Source organism: Streptomyces sp. GL_140, assembly GCF_057834465.1.
Genome location: NZ_CM174404.1, coordinates 3,593,695 through 3,611,480 on the forward strand (window position 1 = coordinate 3,593,695; position 17,786 = coordinate 3,611,480).

Consider the following 17,786-nt stretch of genomic DNA (forward strand, 5'->3'; position numbering starts at 1 on the left):
TCCCGGAGAGTTGTCCTCCACGCCGTCCGGCACACCCGCTCCATACAGATTGCAGAGGCAGCCCGACATGGCTACGAACCCCTTCGAGGACGCCGACGGCACCTTCTCGGTCCTGGTCAACGCGGAGGGCCAGCACTCCATCTGGCCCGCGTTCGCCGAGATCCCGGCCGGGTGGAACGCCACCCTGTCCGACGCCTCCCGACAGGAGTGCCTTGACCACGTCGAGGCCACCTGGACCGACATGCGCCCAACCTCCCTGCGCGAGGCCGCCCAGTCCCACCACTGAGACCCCCGCACCCCCGGAACCGACCGGGGGTGCGCGAGTCCCTCGCACAACGGGCGACCCGCTGCTCACCTGCCGAAGCGTCCGAGACGTAGTCGTCCAGAGCCTCCCTGTGCGAGGAGTACTCCAACGAGAAGTCCTGATGGAGTCCGCCGCCAGCAGGTGCCGGAGTCCGGGAAACCGCTCTCTCCATTCCCGCGCGGTTCGAGGGGGCGACTGGGCGGGGGCCTCCGGCTCCGCGAGGAACTGCCGGAGGTGCCTGCCGATCACGGCAAGACAGCTCTCCACCGTCTCCCCGTGAGGCGGGTTGATGTGCGGCAAGAGGTCGACGTCATCCGCGATCCCACCGTTGAACAGGCCTGTCCCGAGAAGGTCGTCGACCTCCGCCGCCGCCTCGGCCGCACGCGCGGGATCGAGCGCGGCTTGCCTGAGGTGGGCGCTGAGCGCAACCCTGCGCCGGTCCTCCGCGTCATCGAAGACGTAGCCGGTCACCGCATAGGAGCGCAGGAGCTCGCGCAACTCACGGAAACGATCGTTCGACGATGTCACCTGCCGCTCGCAGCGGCCGGGCGGCGCTTCAGGACCCCCAGCAGCCCTCCCACACCCGCGCGGCGCCCACGACTTCCTCACCCACCACCCCAGACACCCAGAAACACCAGGTCACGACCACACCTTCACCTCGGACCCGCTCCCACGGCAATCCATGCGACCACTCCCAGCACGATCCGCTAGGCTGTCAGCGGTCAGACGACTACCAGGCGTGTGCCCGGAAAAGTGTCCGCGAGGGCATCTCTACCCGGGTGTGCGCACGTCATCTGACCAGCATGTTTGTCGAGGCAGCTCGCGCGATCCCCCTGGGATTTCCGACAACGCCTCCGACAAGCCCCCGCCTTCGTAGCTCAGGGGATAGAGCACCGCTCTCCTAAAGCGGGTGTCGCAGGTTCGAATCCTGCCGAGGGCACAGAGAAACGCCTGGTCACAGGCGTTTGAGTGCCGAGAAGGGCCCTTGGATCTTGAATCCAAGGGCCCTTCGGCCTTCCCGGGGGACAGATGGGGGACAGCGCGCTAGGCGGCGATCTCCTGGCCCTCTACGTCCGATGAGCTGGTGATGAGCACCAGGTGGGGCGTCGGGTCGGCGGACGGCTCTTCCTGGGGCGGGGTCTCGGGCTGGGGCTCTCCCCCGCCGGGGCTCGCCGCAGCTGAGGTCTGGGCACGCGGGACGACGGACACCGTGGCGTCGGCGTTCGCCTTGTCGAATTGCGGCATGAGCGAGGTGTACGTGTCCGCGGTGAGGCTGAAGCTGGCGTGCCCCAGGAGCAGCTGGATCGCCTTCATACTCAGGCCTGCGATCAGCGAGAGGGACGCGGCGCAGTGCCGAAGGTCGTGCAGCCGGATAGGCGGCAGGTCGTGGCGCTCAAGGAACCGTTCGAAGGTCTGGCTCACGTGCTTGGGGTTCCAGGGCCGGCCGTCCTCCATGGTGAAGACCTTCCCCGAGTCGAAGAACGGGCCGTACTTCTGGGGCTTGTCGGGGTTGTCGGCCTTCCACTGCGCGCGCTTGAGTTCCCACCGCTCGCGCTGGCCCTTCTGCACTTCGCGCCAGGCGGCGAGGAGCGTCAGGGTGATGGAGTCGAAGGTGACCGTACGGCGGCTGGCTCGGCTCTTGGGGGTCTCGGCGTAGGTCTCGTACGAGGAGCGAACGGCCAGCGTCTCGACCAGGTTGGCGTAGCCCTGGTCGAGGTCCACTTCCGTCCAGGGCAGGCCGGCGGCTTCGCCGCGGCGGGGGCCTCGGAACGTCATCCAGTGCCACATGACGTACATGGTGTGGTCGACGGCCAGGTCGAGGAATTCGCCGGTCAGCTCCGGCGTCCAGACCATGACGGGGCCGGGAACTTCCCCGGTCTCCCGCCAGCGTGCGACCCGTTCGGGTGTCCACACGAGCGGGTCGGGCTTCTCGTACGTGGGGATGATGACCGCGTCACACCAGTTCTCCGTGATCAGCTTCTCGCGGACGGCAGACGCCATCGCACCGGAGAGGCACTGGAGGAACTTCTCCTGCCGGCCGGGCCCGGTGTCCTGACGGGGCTTCGCGTACGCCTCCTTGAGGGCGGTACGGGCGGCATCCCACCGCTCACGCAGGTGGGGCGGTCGAGGCTTGGGGGCCTGCTTCCAGGCCTGGTGTGCTTCGTCGACCTCGGACTTCGCGAGGATGGCGGCCACGCGGTTGGCTGCCTTGACCTCGTTGAAGTCCCAAATGCCCTTGAACATCGCCTGGATGTGTCTGGTGCGCAGGTCGCGCATGGGCACATCACCGAAGGCGGGGATGTAAAGGCGGTGGATGAAGTCGTGGTGGTCCTCCCGGGTGCTCTCCTTGAGGTCGACCCGGGTCTCGTGCCAGCGGAGCAGGAACTGCTGCGCGGTCTCCTTGGACTCGATGTCTATGCCGTCGCTGGCCTCATCCCACAGCTTCTGGGCATCCTTCGCGGCGGCCTTGCTCGTGAGGTAGCCGCCCTTGCGCGGCCGGCGGTTACCCGTGCCGGGGAACTCGGAGAGGTTGACGTAGTAGTACCAGGAGCCGTGGTCCTTCTTCTTGAGGTCGGGACAGTCGGATCCCATCTCGCGCGTGGCGGGTTCGCCGTTCGCCTTGAACATCGGCTCGCCGACGGCGTCGAGCTTGGGCTCGGTGCACTTGCACCGCTTGTAGGTGCTCCCCTTGAACACGGTTCCCCCTCTGAGCTGGGCTGTCCTTACGTGTCCTGATCTTTCTGTACCGAAGGGGACGCCTCCTTGGGCACCGTATGCTTCCGGTCAGGTGGCGCGGGGAAGAGGGATGTGACCACCTATGTCCTCATCTGCATCTGTCGCGCAGGAGCTTCCGGGGGGCCGGGAGCGGCGCGGGGCGATGACCATGGCGGAGCTGCTGGAGCTGCCGCCGATGGTGAACGTGACTACTGCGGCCCGCGCCTTGTCGATCGGCAAGGACACGGCGTACAAGCTGATCAAGTCCGGGGAGTTCCCTGTTCAGGTCATCGCGCTGGGGTCGACCTCGAAGGTGGCGACCGCCTCGCTGTGGGAGCTGCTTGGCGTTCGCCACTGATCTCTGTGCGTTGACCTATTTCCCCGAAGCCCGCCCCTCGTGTCGAGGTGGCGGGCTTCGTGGTGTCGGCAGTTCCGACCTGCGTGTTCGAATAATTCGCCTGCTGTACGTTCACACTGGTGAAACATTGTGAGGTACGCCACAGCAGGGCAACCTTTCGACCCTTCTACCTGTGGCTTTCGTGTACCGCCCATGAACAGGCCCGACAACGGACTGTTCGAACGTTAAGCAACACGTACATTGGCCTATTAGACAGGTGAGCGGCTACTCATCTGCACGCGATCATCACGCGAGGGATTGAGACATATGGGACGGCTGTCCGGCTACGCCAGCGGCGGGGGGCTCAACTCCGACGAAGCGGCGTACCTGCGGCAGGCGGCTTCCCGGTTCTTCCCGACCGACCCGCAGATGTCGCAGAACTCCATCGCCACCTGGGTCAACGACCAGGGAGGGCGCACCTCTACCGGTGGGCTCTGGCGCGGCGAGACCCTAGTCCGCACGCTGTCCCACCCGAAGATGGCAGGGCTGGACGCGGACGGGAACCCCATCGAAGGCTTCGGGGAAACCGTGCTGGCCCCGGGCGAATACCACCGCCTCATGGCGCGCTTCAAGGAGCGTCAGGCCCAGCCGGCACCGCGCCGGGACTCCTACGAGTACCTGCTCACCCATGGGCTCTCGGACTGCGGCGAATGCGGCTACGACATGTCGGGGGCCCGGGTCAACGCCGACGCAGGACCGGGATACCGCTGCCTGCCCCCCACCGGGACCCGTCCCTCCTGCGGCAAGGTCCGCATGAACGCGGACCGCCTCGAGCCCGCCGTGGCTGAGCAGGTCCTCGCGGACCTCCTGCGGCCAGGAGTCCACGCGAAGCTCCTGCGTCTCCAGGAAGATGCCCGCGAGGAACTGGCCCGCCTCCGCGAGCACATCGACGGAGCCGAGGATCGTTTTGCGGCGCTCAAGTCCATGCGGAAGTCCATGGTCCCCCAGGCGTACAAGGCCGCGGAGCAGGCTACGAAGGAAGACCTCAAGGCCAGCCTCGTTCGCGTTCGGTTCCTGGGGCAGCTCACCAAGGTTCCGCTCTCCGACGTGAACGACATCGTGGCCTGGTGGAATTCGGCGCCGCGCGCTTCGCAGCGCGGTCTGGTGATGCTGTCGGTGACGAAGGTGCACGTGCTGGCTTCCGGCGGCGGCCGCAACCACGACCCGCACAGCCGCATCCGGATCGACTGGCGGACGTCCACCAGCTGACTGCGGCCACTACGTACAGAGGGGCCCCAACCTGGGCTGATCGGGGCCCCTCTGCACGCGCTGCGTCAGCTCATAGCCGCGAAGACCGGCCCAGCAACAGCGGCGCCCAGGGCCGCGCCGGCCAGCACTTGGGCGAGGGTGTGATCGCGGAGACGGACGCGCGACCAGCCGACGAGGACCACCAAGGCGAACGCGGACAGCGTCCACGGACCGTAGGCCAGTGCCAGCATGACGACGGCCCCGCTGGATACGGCCGTGTGCACGCTGATCTTCCACACGGTCGTGATGGCGAGGATCGCCACGAGCGTGGCGAGCATCGCGAAGATGAGCGCGGTCATCTCCTCCGGCGCGTTCAGGACGAGCATCCCGGAGATGCAGACGATCACCGAGACGATGATCCCGGGGATGACGACGAGGCGGTCCTGGCGGCGCCGGACATGCCGGTCGCCCCAGTGACCGCGCCGCTCCCCCCACTTGATCCACAGGATGGGGACAACGCCGCAGAAGAAGCCCGCGACCAGGCCCCAGCCGATTCCCGCAAGCCGGTCGGCGTACCAGCCCATCAGGACGGTGACGGCCAGAATCCAGGTGCGCGGTTCCAGGACATCGGTGACCTGCTTCGCGACTGATGCCTCCGCGCCGGGTGCGGTGGTGGTGGTCATGCAGGGATCTCCTGGTGGTTGCGGGCGAACTCCGCAGCTGCGGGGCTGCGGTACGCGGCGGCCATGACGAGCATCGAGCGGACCTCGGCGTCGAAGTCGGTGTCTTCGTCGTCCATGTGGTTCACCTTGGGGACCGACTCGCAGACGGGGCTGGCGCCGCGGAGCTTCGCCGCCCACGCTGCTCGCACCCACAGGCCATCGGCGTAGGCATCGCGCCTCGGGGCGGGGACGCCGGCCGTCGCCGTCTGTGCGGCGTCGAGGGTCTGTGCTGGCACGTAGGCACGCAGGACCAGGACCACGTCCCAGATCTCGATGAGTCGGCGGTGAAGGCGCAGACGAGGGCTCCGGCCGACGGGGTCGTTGAGAACGACGTCGGGGACGACCTCGGTTAGGGCTGTCCACAGCGGTTCGACCTGGCGCAGTGCCCGGCGGTAGGTGACCGACCTCCACAGGACTCCGGCAGCGGGGACGGAGTTGCCGAGGACGATCAGCAGGATCGCGAGGTACTCGACGAGGTCCGCGATCGTTTGGGTGGTGTCGTCGTCGGTGACGAACTCGGTGCCGGCGAGCCGGGTGGCCATGTGCGCGATGCGCCACAGCGTGTAGAGGGCTCCGAACGCGGTACCGGCGCCCAGGAGGCGCAGGCCCGTGCGCAGGGGTGCGCCGGCTGCGTGGCGGCTGTAGGACCAGAAGAGCCAGCTGGAGATGGACATCGCGACGGCCAGATAGCCGAGGAAGACCATGCAGTAGGCGGTTCCGGTGGGGTGTCCGAGGTTGGCCTCGAAGAAGTTGTGGACCTCTTCCGGCCTCGGGGTGAGGGTGAAGAGGGTGGCGAGCAGCACGATGCTCGCGGCGGCGATCCCGTACAGGGGCCACCGGCCTCGGGCCAGAGCGGCTGGTCTGGCCATCGCGATGACGAAGATGAGGACGAACGTCGACCCGGCTATGCCGACTGCGTGTTGCAGCAGCGTGGCCAGGTTGGTGATCCCGAGGGGTTCGATGACGACCCGCTTCACCGCGGGGCGGGCGATGGTGCAGGCGACGGCGACGGACGTGAACGCGGCCCACAGGGGCCGCTGTCGCTGGACTCGGATGGCGGCGGGCAGGCGCCAGGCGGCAACAAGCCAAAGGGCTAGGACAACTGCGGTTTTGATGGGTCAGACTTTCTTACTGGGTGGGGTGTCCGAAGGCGTCGCTGAGACGTTCGAGAACGTCTGCGCCTTCGGTCGTCCGTGACCGCGCCTCGGTGCGGCTGGCCTTCTCGTGAATGAGAGTGGCCAAGGTCTCCGCATCTGATTCCTGCGGCCCGGAGTATTTCGTTCGGCCGAGGAGGGCGGCCATTGCGCTGGGGGAAATCCCCAATTCCTCGTCCTGTGCCGTTGTCTCGGCGAGCTGGGCGCGTACACGGGCAGCATGGGCGCGCATGAACTCGGAGACCGGCAGGTCGGGTTCGCTGCGTCCGAACTTCTCCGTGTGGGCGGCGAACGGGTTCGCAGGGAATCCGGCGGGCAGTTCACCGTCGCCTTCGAGGCCGCTCAGCGTGTCGAAGTGCGGGCCGACGTGGCCGAGCAGCATGTGTGAAATCTCGTGGAGGACGATCTGCCTGCGAAGGATGGCGCTGGCCGCCGGCTGGTAGAAGACCAGGTCGAAGGCGTCGAGGCTCATCCACAGGCCGCACGGCAGGTCCGGGTTCGAATCGTCGAGCTGCTGGAGGAACAGGGGGCGGCCGCGGTCTTCGGCGACGGCTTCGCAGAACGCTTCGAGGTCGAAGGGGGTGGGGATGCTCAGGCGGGCAACGAGCTTCTTGAGCGGGTCACCCGTCGCGCTCTCCAGCCGCTTCCACCACATGGTTCGCGCCCCCGCTTTCCGGCCTGCACTGGCCGGACCTCCCCGGGCGCCTGCTGACAGAGCCGGGAATTTCCTCGGCGTCGTGCGCAAGGATATCGCCATTGGACTGGACCACTGAACGTATTTCACTGGGTGAAATAGACGGTGAGACGGCGAGCCCTTCAGGCAAGATCACTTCTTGCGCCTGCGGCCGGGCTTCTCGTCGACAACGGGGAGTCCTTCAAGATCGCGGGCGCCCTCGACCATCCCCTGAATCCCCTTGAGGGTCTTGGCCGACAGGCCTCGCAGGCGGAATGCGATGGCCCGGACGTGGCCGTCTTCCAGGACCTCGGCGAGGTCGTCGCTGGCCTTCGCGAGCTCGACGCCTTCCTTGATCTCGCGCATCCGGCGGTCGGTGGCCTCCGCCACTTCTTCGTCCACGAAGTAGCTGGTCGAGACACCGAAGAACTTCGCGAGCGCCCGCATCGAGTCGAGGCTGGGGTTGGTGACCTTGCCGGTGCGGATGTTCGCGATGGTGGCGTGCGTCACCGTCGGATCGCCCGGCCCGGCCGACTTCTTGATGAGGTCCTCGATCTCCCGGGGCGTATACGGGCCCCGCCCGGCTGGGTGCAGCTCCGCGATCAGGTGAGCGAGCCTCCGGGCCATGAAGCCTTCGCCAATGTGAGCGCGGTCGCCCATGGCTTCTATCACTACTCCTCGCCCCTCGGGGCTGTCGCTTACCGGAAACCGAGATCCTATCTCGTCCGCTTTACGCGGCTGACCAGCCCGCCCCCAGTCCATGTCTTGTTGATTTGACATGCCTGGGAGTGGACTGCGTATGTTCTGACGACCTCGCCCAGGGGCTTCCGCTTCGTACGCTCCACCGTGCGGCGCTCCACTGACCAGGGGTGAAACCGCACTCGTCCGGGCCTCGGGCCTGGACTCGACCCCGGAGAGAACGTGCAGGAACCAACGCCCGACGCCGCTTTACGGGACTGAGGCCAAAGGCGGCATCCGCGGCCCCGTGCCTCCGGGGCCTCGCGCCGCAACTTCTTCTTCGACTCCTGCCCACACCTGTGCACCGCGGCCGCCACAAGCAGCCCGCACGGGCGGGCCGGAACGCGCATTCGCCTGCTGGCCGGCGGCAGATCCCGCCGGGCTGCGGGCAGCACACGATCAACGGCACGCCGGGGACATGGCGCGCTGGGGCACGGGGCGGCCGAGGCGAAACCTCGCGCGCCTCGAACGACTTTGGGGGACTCGTGATCGACGTACAGCGCATCATCGCGCTGTCGCAGCAGCCGCGACCGGGCGGGGCCGACGGCCCACTGGGCAACGCCTCGGACGCGCTGCGCCTGCTGGGCCATCTCGACTACGAGGACGACCTCCTGGCGATGCCGATCGCCTGGAGTGAAGCTGCCTGCCGTGACGTGGGGCGCAGGGCGGGAGCCGGCCGGGCCGCGAAAGCCCTGTGCTCCGCCTGCCCGCTGCACGTTCAGTGCGCCTCCGCACTGATGGCGGGTGCGCCGCCTGAGGTGCGGCAGTGGCGTGAGCGCGTGGACGGGGGTCGCGCGCTCGCGGCATGAGGAGGGAAACCGAGGGGCGCCGGAGAGATCCGGCGCCCCTCGGCGTTTTCCCAGCTCACGAGCCCCCTCCGATGTGGCCTAGGTCACTCCACCCTGACCTTCGGGGGCTGGACACCTCCCTCGGACATAGTAGAATTCAGGTATAAGCAAGGGTAGGGAAGCCCAAAGCCAAACACCTCTTGGAGCCCGAAATGACCTACCGCACCGTGAAGATGACCCAGGTCCGCCCCAACCCGAACCAGCCCCGCGAGTACTTCAACGAGGAGGCCATCCGCGAGCTCGCCACCTCCATCGAGGCCTACGGCCAGATCTCCCCGATCGAGGTCGCCCCCGACAACGAGAAGGGCGGCTACCAGATCATCTCGGGCGAGCGCCGCTTCCGCGCCCTGACCTCGCTCGGCAAGTCCACCGTCAAGGTCAGCATCATCTCGGAGAAGAACGAGCTGCGCCGCTTCAAGCGGTCCATGTCGGAGAACGTCAACCGCGAGGACATGACCCCCTTCGAGGAGGCCAACGGCTACCAGCGAATCCTGGACGAGGAAGACGGCGCCACCATCGCCACGGTGGCCGCCGACTTCGGCAAGACCACCGCCTACGTCAAGCTCCGCCTCGCACTGCTGGACCTGCGCATCGAGTTCCAGAAGCTCGTACAGGACGGCGCGATCGGCACGGCAGCCGCCGTACAGATCGCCGCGCTCAGCCTCGCCAACCAGGGGGCACTCCTCGGCAAGTTCACTCGCGGGGAGTTCAAGGCGGACAACGAGATCGTGCACTTCGCCTTCGCCATGAAGCAGCAGCAGGACCAGGCCGTCCTGATGATCACGGAGGACCTGACCGACGAGCAGCGCGAGCAGCGCGCCGCCACCCAGAAGAAGACCAAGGGCACGCTCGACAAGATCGAGCAGGTCCGCGCGATGCTCGACGAGATCGCCAAGACCGACCCGATCAAGCTGGCGCAGGCCCTTGAGGGTCAGGTCGGCGCCCGCCTGGACCAGCTCGACCGGGTGGCCGACTCCCTGACGAAGGCCCGCTGGCAGCTCAAGCAGGCCAAGGCGCACGCCGAGGCCGCTGAGCTGATCGCGGTCAACCCCGAGGCCACGGAGACCGGCGAGCCGGAGACGGCCGCCGCCTGATGGCGAGCAGGGGCGGGGCCTGCGGGCCCCGCCCCGCCTCCCCCAGCCGATCAGCACCCGCACCTCGAACCACCGACCCCTTGGGAGACAAGACGATGTTCCCGCCTCACCCGCAGCCGGCCGGAGCCGCCGCCATGCTGGAGCGCCTGACCCGGCAGGGCTGGAGCCCGCAGCTGACCAGCCGCCTCGCACAGGTCGACACGGACGCCTGCCTCCGCCCTCCGGTCATGTCGTCGCGCGCCGCCTCCGGGATGATCCTCAGCCTCGCCTCAGAGGGCTGGTCGCCCGCACCGATCGCCGCCCTGTTCCATCGGCGCGAGGAGTACGTGTGCGTCGTGCTCACCGTCGCTTCGGGCCTCCAGCCCTTCACCCACCGCCCGAAGACCTCGTAGCCCACCGTCCTCTTCAGCGGCATGCGCCGCCAGGGAAGCGAAGGAGACTACCTTGACCATGCAGCCGGCCGCAGGCCAGGACTGGACGGCCATGAACCATGGCGACTTCGACGCCGGAGCCCCGATCACGTTGCCGGTCGGCACCGGGCCCGGACGGATCTATGCCGCGCCGGACCGGCACGGGACACAGGCCCTTTTCGGTGAGGAGCCCCCGACGAGAGCAGCACGGCCGACCCGGTCGAATCCGGGGGAGACCGAAGGACAGGAGAAACTGTTCTGATGCCGATCTTTCTGCCCGCCCCCTGGCTTTGTTCACGAGTGACGACGACGGCGGTTGTTCACGTCTACGGGAGGCACTCGTGATGGGCCGAGGTCGATGTTCACGAGAACGGCAGGCACCCTGAATCTCTGTCCTGAGACCCACGCTGTTGGCGGTGTTCAGGGGGTGAGGAGCGGGCCGAAGGTCTGCTTGCCGATGTGCTCGGCTTCCGGCTGGTCGACAACGTGGCCGGGGACGTCTGCGTGCTGGCTGGTCCAGGTCCCGGCGTTGCCGGCGCTGGTGAAGAAGTTCAGGGCGTCGCAGCATGCGGAGGCCGCGGGGCCGCCTCCGGGGCGCTGCCCGACGAAGACCACGGTGCTCGCCGGTTCCCACTGGATGAGGCCGTCGGTGCTGGTCACGGTGATCGGGTCGCCGGTCACCGGGTCGGTGGAGGAGATGGTCGCGTCCTGGCCGAGCATCGCGGGGATGCCCAGGGCGTCGATGGCGCACATCGACCACACCTCCGTGCCGTCTTCGAGGCGGACCCGGTGACGGGTGGGGGTGGCGGAGAAGGGGTACGCGGCACGGATGTTCCCGGCCTCGTCCAGGGTGAGGAAGTCCTCCGCCGCAAGCTCGGCGAGCACGTCGGTCGCGCTCCGTCCGGCCTCGGCCGCCACCGGCTGGAGCGTCCGCGTGCCGGGGGCGGTTCCGGTGGCTGCGAAGTGGCGCAGGATCTGCTGGTGGACCGCGCGAAGACCGCGCTCGGCGGGCGCCCGGCGCCCGCGGCCGGCCCGGCCGACCACATCCAGAGCCGCTGGCGTCTTGGGCGTGCAGCAGTCCGAGGCCTCAGCCTCCTGGCCGGGTGCGGCGGTGCCGGCGAGGGCCTGGTGCAGGGCGGCCTGGCCGGGTACGCCGGATACGGTGCCGTCGGCATCCCGATAGAGGCGGCAGGACAGGCTCGGTGTCGCCCCGGGCTGCGCGAACGGGTCCGCACCGTCGATCAGGATCGTCGGCGACCCGCACATACCCAGCCGGGCGGCCTCGGCCTCATCAGCCACCTCGACCAGTTCGATCTGAGCTTCTCGCCCACCCAGCACGGCGGTGACCAGATCCAGCGCGGGCTGGGCGTTAGGGCAGTCCGCCACCGTCAACACCGTGATCTTCATACTGACCGGACCTCCGTACCGCTGTTCGTTGTCTGCACCCCGAGGCTAGACCTTCCAGTGCGCTGGAAGGTCAAGGGCTACCCTGGAGGTATGCGCATCGGCGACCTCGCCGCCCGCACCGGGCTGACGACCAAAACCCTCCGCTTCTACGAGGACAGCGGCCTCCTGCCCGCACCCCCGCGCACCCCGGGCGGATACCGCGACTACCCCGAGCACACGGTGACCCGGCTCGGGTTCGTTCGCGACGCCCAGCGCGCCGGCCTCACCCTCGCCGAGATCCGCTCGGTCCTCGCCCTGCGCGACGACGGCCACGCCCCCTGCGCCCACGTCACCGGCCTCATCCACGAGCACCTGGACGACATCGACCGGCGCATGGCCGACCTCGCCGCCACCCGCGACGCACTGCGGACCCTGGCGGACCGCGCCGCCGCCACCGACCCCGCCGTCTGCGACGCGGACGACATCTGCACCATCCTCACCCCCGCACAGCCGTAGGCCCCAGCCGCACGCCGCTACCCAAACCCGTGAGCGTTCCGGCGGCTGAGCCTCAACGCGCACATGTGGTTCGCCTGGGCCTGTCCGGATCGCAGTGGACTAGCGAGCGGGTCGACGGCGTGGGCTCGGCACTGCTGAAGTACGTGCGCCGGTATGCGGCTTGGGCGGTGATGAAGCTGGACACCCCCCAGATAGATAGTAGAATATAGGTATCAGGGAGGCGGTGAGCGCCTCACGCAGAGAGGAGCCCTTCGTGCCCGCGTACACCCCGATCAGCTGCGCCGACGTCTACGACAGGGACGCACCCGAGTGCGACAGCTGCGAAGGGTCAGGCACAGAGACCTACCTGCACGGACCCCACGAGGTCGACCGCGAGTGCGCCGAGTGCCACGGCATCGGACGCCGCCTCGACTGCCCGGCATGCGACGACGGCGTAAACCCCGCCACCGACGACACGTGCAGCCTCTGCGACGGCTTCGGCGCCCTCCACTGACCGCAAAATAGGCCACTACCCATTCAGGAGATTTCCATGAAACTGGGCGACACCCTCACGCAGGAAGCCCTCACGACCGGCAGTCGGTTCGGCGTCACACCGACCGGATCCGGCGGCCTGCGCCTGGCCATCACACTCGGCTCGGGCGATGTCCAGCACTTCGAACGGCCCGGCGCCGGCGGCCCCGGCGACTGGACCGCCACCGACCTCGAAGGGCAGGGAGGCGGCTTCTCCTTCCAGGAGCCCGTCACCGCCGAATGGGGCCGCGGCCTGGACCTCATCGCCAACACCCGCGAACAGAAGGGGTGAACCACGTGGAGTACGAAGTCGGCACCGTCGTCACCCCGGCCCGCACCGGGCCCAACGGCCTCTCCCACCTGCTCGGCGAGGTCTCCGGTCACGCCACGGATCCCTTCACCGGCGAGCGCCTGGTGGCCGTCACCTGGAGCGGCCTGAGCAAGCCACAGTTCTACGACCCGGGCGACGTGATCGAAGTCGACTGACGCGCAGAAAATAGGCCACTACACAAAATCGTGTTACGGTCCTGCACATCAGGCCACAGGCACGGCCCGATACCCACCCACCTCCGGACGGGCAGCGACACCCCGCGCCCAGCCCGCCCGGACCGGCTCGTCAGATACGAGCCACCCCCTCCGGCCGGGACCCGCCCCCACTGCGGGTCCCGGCCACACCCACGGAGAAGCAGATGCCTACGACCACGACCTACGACGACCTCGAAGAGGCACAGGCCATGGAGCAGTACGGGCACCCCCTCGCAGAACTCGTCAGCGAGCGGTACACCGTCGAAGCGGTCCTCAAGGACCGGCACCGCCGGACCAACCCCCGGCCGCCGGCACTCGTCTACACGCCGCAGCCGGACCCGAAGGCCGCCGAGCACTGCGCCGTCCTCGAGGCAGCGATATCGAACTGGACCTACCGGCCAACCCCGAGCACGCTGTGACCGAAGAACAGTTCCGCCGCCGCGTGAGGGAGCTGGCTCAGCTCCGCGGCTGGGCCCTCGCCTACCACACGCACAACTCGCGGCGAAGCGATGCTGGTTGGCCCGACGAGGTGTACGGACACCCACTGACCCGACGCACTCTGTTCGTCGAGCTGAAGACCGACACCGGCAAGGTTCGCCCGGCCCAACGCGAGTGGCTGACACACCTGGCGGCCTGCGGCTTCGAAGCCGCCCTGTGGCGACCACGCGACCTCGCGCTCATCGTCACCACCCTGGCGCCCAACGGCCCGCGCGCCACCCTCCCCGACACGTTCTGACCAGGAAGAGCACCATGGACCACGACCCCGATTCCGCCCCGGCCCCCGGCTCGACCTGGTGCAACTCCTGCGACAGCTGGTTCAACGTCATCACCAACACCTGCCGCTGCAACAACCGCTGATGGACCGCCTGATGCCCTACACCCCCGCGGCCTCCCGAGGCTCCATCCACAGCCGGCCGGTCCCCGCCCTTGCCCCCGCCATGGAGCAGGCCCTCTCGGAGATCGCGGCACTCGCCAACCGGCTGTGCGAGGACCTCTCCGACAGCCAGTGGGCTACGGCCGCCCGCATTCGCCAGCTCGCCGAGGCGCCCTACGTGAACGGAGCTACCCGCTGATGCACGCCCGCTTCGAGCCCATGCCCTCCCGGAACTCGGACGCCGACACCGCCGCGAAGTCGCTGCGAGACCGCCACGGCGAGTGGGCACACGTGGACGCACGCGACTCGACCAGCCGGGCGGCGAACCTCGCCTACCGCATCCGCGCCGGCCTGCACTCCTCGTTCCGCCCGGCGGGCGCCTACGAAGCACGGTCGCAGGGCACGGACGTCTGGGCGCGATACGTCGGCCCCCACGCCACGGCAACCTAGATCCATCGTTCAGGCCCACCTGACCCAACTGGCAGAGGTGCGCGGTACCGGCCCCAGGGATATCGGCCGCAGAGTTCCGGGTTCGATCCCCGGGGTGGGCACTCAACCCATGACGTAGTCCCCGGCGGGGGGTGGCTCAAGGTAGCCGCCCTCCGCCGCGCTGCGCTCCATGTCCGCGTGGACGGTCACGTGGACTCCCTCCTCGCCCGGGACCCTCCGGGGCGGAGTCGAGCTGGAGAGCCAGAGCGTGGAGATCCGCTCCGCTGCCGCCTGGGCGGCGTCGAAGTCCGCCGCAGTGATCTCAATGCGGATGAGACCCTCCTGATTCGAGTCGATGTTCACAGCGGAACAACGACGCCGCACCGGCCGCGTCGCGCCTAAGCTGTGACGGCCGGGCAACTCGGGCCCTCCCCGGCGTCGCACCATGGCCGACACCCCGCATGGGCGTCCGCCCGAACAAATGCTCCAGGCCGTGAAGCCCGAGATCGACTTGCGCGTGAAATCGAACAGGTGGCCTAATTTCGGCATGGCGCGAACCACCTTTCCCGATGATCTTCTAGCGGCCCAGATCCACGTGATCCGGACCTACGCGGCCCTGGCCCAGCAGCCTCCGATCCGCGGAGCCACCGCCCTACGGCACGAGCTCGTCCAGGCGCTCCGCGACCTGTACTCCCACCCCTACTGGACCGAGCCCGGCCACTCCTACGCCGCCTTGGTCGAGCTTCGGCGAGAAGCCCGCGCCCTGGCATGGGTCGTCGCGGCGTGAGAAGCCTCTCCAACACACAGGCCCGCAGCCTTCCGCTCTGACCGCGGGGCCACTCCACCGTGGCTAGGCCGTGAGGAGCAGGAGCTCGCTCACCTGGCCAACCCCTGTACGTGGCCTGGGTCGACGGGTGAGCGGAATGCCTCGCCCGCTCAGCTTGCGGCTGGCAGACTCGGATCCACCGCGAGCACCATCAAGGGAGAGCCCATGGGCACGACCGTGGTCGGATTCCGTCTCGGCTGCGACGAGCGAGGTCGACAGGCGACCGTCGTGCTGACCGAGGCCGGCGTCCTGCACCGCTGCAACGGACCGATGGGCCTGGCGCCCAAGCCCACCAGGCCCGACGCGCCTCCCTACGTGGACCCTCATCCGGTGCCCTCGCAGGCCAAGAAGCTGCGAAAGATCCACAGAACCCTGGTCAGTCAGGGCTACAGCCGCGTACTCGTCTCACCCGCCTGCGTGCAGTTGGAGAGCAACGAATACCCCCTGCACTCCTATCCGTACGGGCCGAACGCACCGCCCGCGCACCCGGAGCTGGTGCAAGAGTTCGTCGGCCTCGCTCCCTCAGCCCCAAACTCACTCGATGACGCGCTCCGCGCCTTCTACACGGCCGTCGGCATTCCCTCACGCCCCCTGCATCTGGTTCCTGGAGGACCGGCGTTGCCGCCTCTCCCGTCCCGAGCCAGTGAGGCGCTGCGAGTACTTGCCCGCGGTTCTGCCATCAGCTCACCGGCTCGGCGCACCGTCGGGTGGAAGATCACCGCTCAAGGCGTACGCCTTCATGTGGGCCCCAGCGGCGAAGCTCTCACCCATCGCGAGGTCACGGACCTCCAGGCCGCGCTGGCGGCGTGGCTCCGCTTGAACCCGACGCCCGGCGGCCCGGGAGTGGCACCGCCTCCCGAGGAGTCACGGGAAGAGACCGCTTCCGGACCGTGATCCCTGTGTCGGCGACGGCCAGTCGAGCTGTCGATGGCCACGGGGACCGTCACCCCACGGAACTCGGGGCCACAGATAGACCGTAATCAGACCAGAAACGGGAAGAGTCGGACTCGCCCGATACGATCGGTCTGTGCCCCGCCAAGCCCCCCGTCGGCGGGGCACGCTCATACCCAGGGCGGGGCAGTGGTCCGCATCCTGAAGGCGCCGGAGTGCGCGGCGAAATTCAGCTGCCTCGCCTTCCTACTCCAGTACAACCTCCAACGTGGCTCCGAGCACCACGAGCTTGGGCAGCAGGTCACCGTAACCGCGGTCCAGATGGTAGATGCCGCCGAGGGTCGAGGTGCCTTTGGCCGCGAGGGCGGCGATCACGAGGGCGGCGGCGGCCCGGATGTCCTGGCCGGCCACGCGGGCTGCGGTGAGGGGAGACGGGCCGTGCACGGTGATGGTCGGACCGTCGGCGGTGACGGCGGCGCCGAACGCGCGCAGCGGGCTGACGTGGGTGGCCCGTGAGGTGTAGATCCGTTCCTCGATGCGGGAGGTGCCGCAGGCCTGGGTGAGGAATGCGGTCAGCTGGGGCTGGACGTCGGAGGCGGTGGCGGAGGCGGTGACCGTCTGCACGGGTTGGGGGCCGGCGGGGCACCGGGCGAGGGTGCCGCCGTGCGACGGGACCAGCTCGATTCCGGCCGCGGCAAGCATGGACACCAAGGCAGCGGGAAACGCGGCGACGGGGATGTTGTCGAGGTGGACGGTTCCCCCGGTGATGGCTGCGGCCAGGGCGAGCGTGGCGGCCTCCAGCCTGTCCGGCGGGACCTCGACGGTGCCGCCGGTGATGCGGTCGGTGCCGGTGACGCGGAGGGCGGTGGTGCCCTCCCACGTGATGCCGACTCCGCCGGCCGCGAGCAGCGCGGCGGTCGCCTGGACTTCTGGTTCGGCGTTGTGGTTGAGGATGGTGGAGGTACCGCGGGCGCGGGCGGCCAGCAGCATCGCGGTGACCGTGGCCCCCAGGCTCGGTCCCCACTTCTCCGTCATCACGTCGGTGGTGAACGGGGCCGGGCCCCGGCCGGGCAGGCGGGCCTCTACGTGGGTGCGGGTGACGTCCAGGATGGCCCCGGCGGCCTTCATGGCGGCCAGGTGCCGGTCGATGAGGCGGTGGCAGAAGGCGTCACCGCCCGGCAGGGGGAAACGAACCTCGCCGGCCTGGGCGAGGAGACCGGCGGCCATGATGGCGGTCGTGCGGATGCGCCCGCCCAACTGGTCCGGGATGACGGGGTGCCAGGCGGCGGCTGGAGTGACCTCGAAGCGGTCGCCGATGATCTGGGCCGTGGTGCCGGTGCGGGTGAGGATCTCCGCGCAGACCTGGGTGTCCAGGATGTGCGGGATCCCGGTCAGAACCAGCGGTTCGTCGGTGAGCTGGCTGGTGGCGTACAGGTGGAGGGCGACGTTCTTGCTGCCCTGGACGGAGACGTTGCCCTCCAGGCGGTGGCCGCCGGTGATGCGGATGGCGCGGGCGTCGGTGCGGGGCGGGGGCGGCAGGACGGTCTGATCGTTCACGGATTCCCTTCCCGTGGGTGTGGGCGGAG

General features: G+C 68.7%; 25 protein-coding genes and 1 tRNA gene. 18 read left to right on the forward strand and 8 right to left on the reverse strand.

Annotated features, from left to right (window positions below; all coding sequences use genetic code 11):
* The first annotated feature begins 67 nt into the window (after positions 1-67).
* Both AC3IYJ_RS16450 and AC3IYJ_RS16455 read left to right on the forward strand, forming a co-directional pair.
* On the forward strand, positions 68-286 hold the full coding sequence (locus AC3IYJ_RS16450; protein ID WP_489402034.1) for an MbtH family protein: 219 nt from the start codon (positions 68-70) through the stop codon (positions 284-286).
* 885 nt (positions 287-1,171) lie between these two features.
* A tRNA-Arg gene (locus AC3IYJ_RS16455) sits at positions 1,172-1,244 on the forward strand.
* Positions 1,245-1,348: 104 nt separating this feature from the next.
* On the opposite strand, the gene AC3IYJ_RS16460 is transcribed toward AC3IYJ_RS16455, so the two are convergent.
* Positions 1,349-3,001 (reverse strand): tyrosine-type recombinase/integrase, encoded by a 1,653-nt coding sequence (locus AC3IYJ_RS16460; RefSeq protein ID WP_489402035.1) that lies wholly within the window; start codon positions 2,999-3,001, stop codon positions 1,349-1,351.
* A 121-nt stretch (positions 3,002-3,122) separates the two neighbouring features.
* On the opposite strand from AC3IYJ_RS16460, the gene AC3IYJ_RS16465 reads away from it, so the two are divergent.
* Positions 3,123-3,377: a DNA-binding protein gene (locus AC3IYJ_RS16465; protein ID WP_489402036.1), complete on the forward strand. Its 255-nt coding sequence runs from the start codon at positions 3,123-3,125 to the stop codon at positions 3,375-3,377.
* A 306-nt stretch (positions 3,378-3,683) separates the two neighbouring features.
* Positions 3,684-4,625 carry a recombinase family protein gene (locus AC3IYJ_RS16470; protein WP_489402037.1) on the forward strand — a complete coding sequence of 314 codons (942 nt, stop codon included), beginning with the start codon at positions 3,684-3,686 and terminating at the stop codon, positions 4,623-4,625.
* A gap of 65 nt (positions 4,626-4,690) precedes the next feature.
* Here the strand turns inward: AC3IYJ_RS16470 and AC3IYJ_RS16475 are convergent, their stop codons facing one another.
* From AC3IYJ_RS16475 to AC3IYJ_RS16490, 4 genes are all read right to left on the reverse strand, one after another.
* Positions 4,691-5,287, reverse strand: a complete 597-nt coding sequence (locus tag AC3IYJ_RS16475; protein ID WP_489402038.1) for a hypothetical protein — start codon at positions 5,285-5,287, stop codon at positions 4,691-4,693.
* A complete protein-coding gene (locus tag AC3IYJ_RS16480; protein WP_489402838.1) occupies positions 5,284-6,441 on the reverse strand; it encodes an MAB_1171c family putative transporter in 1,158 nt (385 codons plus the stop codon). Before AC3IYJ_RS16480 ends, AC3IYJ_RS16475 begins: the two co-directional genes overlap by 4 nt.
* A 13-nt stretch (positions 6,442-6,454) precedes the next feature.
* Positions 6,455-7,135, reverse strand: a complete 681-nt coding sequence (locus AC3IYJ_RS16485) for a hypothetical protein (protein WP_489402039.1) — start codon at positions 7,133-7,135, stop codon at positions 6,455-6,457.
* 171 nt (positions 7,136-7,306) lie between these two features.
* Complete coding sequence (locus AC3IYJ_RS16490; protein WP_489402040.1) at positions 7,307-7,813, reverse strand: helix-turn-helix domain-containing protein; 507 nt, start codon at positions 7,811-7,813, stop codon at positions 7,307-7,309.
* A gap of 563 nt (positions 7,814-8,376) precedes the next feature.
* Here AC3IYJ_RS16490 and AC3IYJ_RS16495 point away from each other — a divergent pair.
* The 4 genes from AC3IYJ_RS16495 (at position 8,377) to AC3IYJ_RS16510 (ending at position 10,505) form a co-directional block, all read left to right on the forward strand.
* On the forward strand, positions 8,377-8,700 hold the full coding sequence (locus AC3IYJ_RS16495) for a hypothetical protein (protein WP_489402041.1): 324 nt from the start codon (positions 8,377-8,379) through the stop codon (positions 8,698-8,700).
* A gap of 191 nt (positions 8,701-8,891) precedes the next feature.
* Positions 8,892-9,833, forward strand: coding sequence for a ParB/RepB/Spo0J family partition protein (locus tag AC3IYJ_RS16500; RefSeq protein WP_489402042.1), 942 nt, complete (start codon positions 8,892-8,894; stop codon positions 9,831-9,833).
* Between the two features lie 95 nt (positions 9,834-9,928).
* Complete coding sequence (locus tag AC3IYJ_RS16505; protein ID WP_489402043.1) at positions 9,929-10,225, forward strand: hypothetical protein; 297 nt, start codon at positions 9,929-9,931, stop codon at positions 10,223-10,225.
* 52 nt (positions 10,226-10,277) lie between these two features.
* Entirely contained in the window at positions 10,278-10,505 is a 228-nt protein-coding gene (locus AC3IYJ_RS16510) for a hypothetical protein (protein ID WP_489402044.1), read from the forward strand.
* A gap of 158 nt (positions 10,506-10,663) precedes the next feature.
* Here AC3IYJ_RS16510 and AC3IYJ_RS16515 read toward each other — a convergent pair whose 3' ends face one another.
* Positions 10,664-11,629 carry an alkylmercury lyase family protein gene (locus AC3IYJ_RS16515; protein ID WP_489402045.1) on the reverse strand — a complete coding sequence of 322 codons (966 nt, stop codon included), beginning with the start codon at positions 11,627-11,629 and terminating at the stop codon, positions 10,664-10,666.
* A gap of 111 nt (positions 11,630-11,740) precedes the next feature.
* Between AC3IYJ_RS16515 and AC3IYJ_RS16520 the strand changes: the two genes are divergently transcribed.
* From AC3IYJ_RS16520 to AC3IYJ_RS16555, 8 genes are all read left to right on the forward strand, one after another.
* Positions 11,741-12,145 carry a heavy metal-responsive transcriptional regulator gene (locus tag AC3IYJ_RS16520; RefSeq protein ID WP_489402046.1) on the forward strand — a complete coding sequence of 135 codons (405 nt, stop codon included), beginning with the start codon at positions 11,741-11,743 and terminating at the stop codon, positions 12,143-12,145.
* Between the two features lie 253 nt (positions 12,146-12,398).
* On the forward strand, positions 12,399-12,638 hold the full coding sequence (locus AC3IYJ_RS16525; protein WP_489402047.1) for a hypothetical protein: 240 nt from the start codon (positions 12,399-12,401) through the stop codon (positions 12,636-12,638).
* Positions 12,639-12,674: 36 nt separating this feature from the next.
* Entirely contained in the window at positions 12,675-12,947 is a 273-nt protein-coding gene (locus AC3IYJ_RS16530) for a hypothetical protein (protein WP_489402048.1), read from the forward strand.
* Positions 12,948-12,952: 5 nt separating this feature from the next.
* Positions 12,953-13,141, forward strand: coding sequence for a hypothetical protein (locus AC3IYJ_RS16535; protein WP_489402049.1), 189 nt, complete (start codon positions 12,953-12,955; stop codon positions 13,139-13,141).
* 203 nt (positions 13,142-13,344) lie between these two features.
* A complete protein-coding gene (locus AC3IYJ_RS16540) occupies positions 13,345-13,599 on the forward strand; it encodes a hypothetical protein (RefSeq protein ID WP_489402050.1) in 255 nt (84 codons plus the stop codon).
* A gap of 23 nt (positions 13,600-13,622) precedes the next feature.
* Complete coding sequence (locus tag AC3IYJ_RS16545) at positions 13,623-13,916, forward strand: VRR-NUC domain-containing protein (RefSeq protein ID WP_489402051.1); 294 nt, start codon at positions 13,623-13,625, stop codon at positions 13,914-13,916.
* Positions 13,917-14,049: 133 nt separating this feature from the next.
* Positions 14,050-14,253: a hypothetical protein gene (locus AC3IYJ_RS16550; protein ID WP_489402052.1), complete on the forward strand. Its 204-nt coding sequence runs from the start codon at positions 14,050-14,052 to the stop codon at positions 14,251-14,253.
* Entirely contained in the window at positions 14,253-14,504 is a 252-nt protein-coding gene (locus AC3IYJ_RS16555; RefSeq protein WP_489402053.1) for a hypothetical protein, read from the forward strand. Before AC3IYJ_RS16550 ends, AC3IYJ_RS16555 begins: the two co-directional genes overlap by 1 nt.
* A gap of 102 nt (positions 14,505-14,606) precedes the next feature.
* On the opposite strand, the gene AC3IYJ_RS16560 is transcribed toward AC3IYJ_RS16555, so the two are convergent.
* Positions 14,607-14,846, reverse strand: coding sequence for a DUF6207 family protein (locus tag AC3IYJ_RS16560; RefSeq protein ID WP_489402054.1), 240 nt, complete (start codon positions 14,844-14,846; stop codon positions 14,607-14,609).
* A 184-nt stretch (positions 14,847-15,030) separates the two neighbouring features.
* On the opposite strand from AC3IYJ_RS16560, the gene AC3IYJ_RS16565 reads away from it, so the two are divergent.
* On the forward strand, positions 15,031-15,270 hold the full coding sequence (locus tag AC3IYJ_RS16565; protein WP_489402055.1) for a hypothetical protein: 240 nt from the start codon (positions 15,031-15,033) through the stop codon (positions 15,268-15,270).
* A gap of 204 nt (positions 15,271-15,474) precedes the next feature.
* On the forward strand, positions 15,475-16,203 hold the full coding sequence (locus AC3IYJ_RS16570) for a hypothetical protein (RefSeq protein ID WP_489402056.1): 729 nt from the start codon (positions 15,475-15,477) through the stop codon (positions 16,201-16,203).
* Between the two features lie 243 nt (positions 16,204-16,446).
* On the opposite strand, the gene AC3IYJ_RS16575 is transcribed toward AC3IYJ_RS16570, so the two are convergent.
* Positions 16,447-17,757, reverse strand: coding sequence for a UDP-N-acetylglucosamine 1-carboxyvinyltransferase (locus tag AC3IYJ_RS16575; protein WP_489402057.1), 1,311 nt, complete (start codon positions 17,755-17,757; stop codon positions 16,447-16,449).
* Positions 17,758-17,786: the final 29 nt, after the last annotated feature.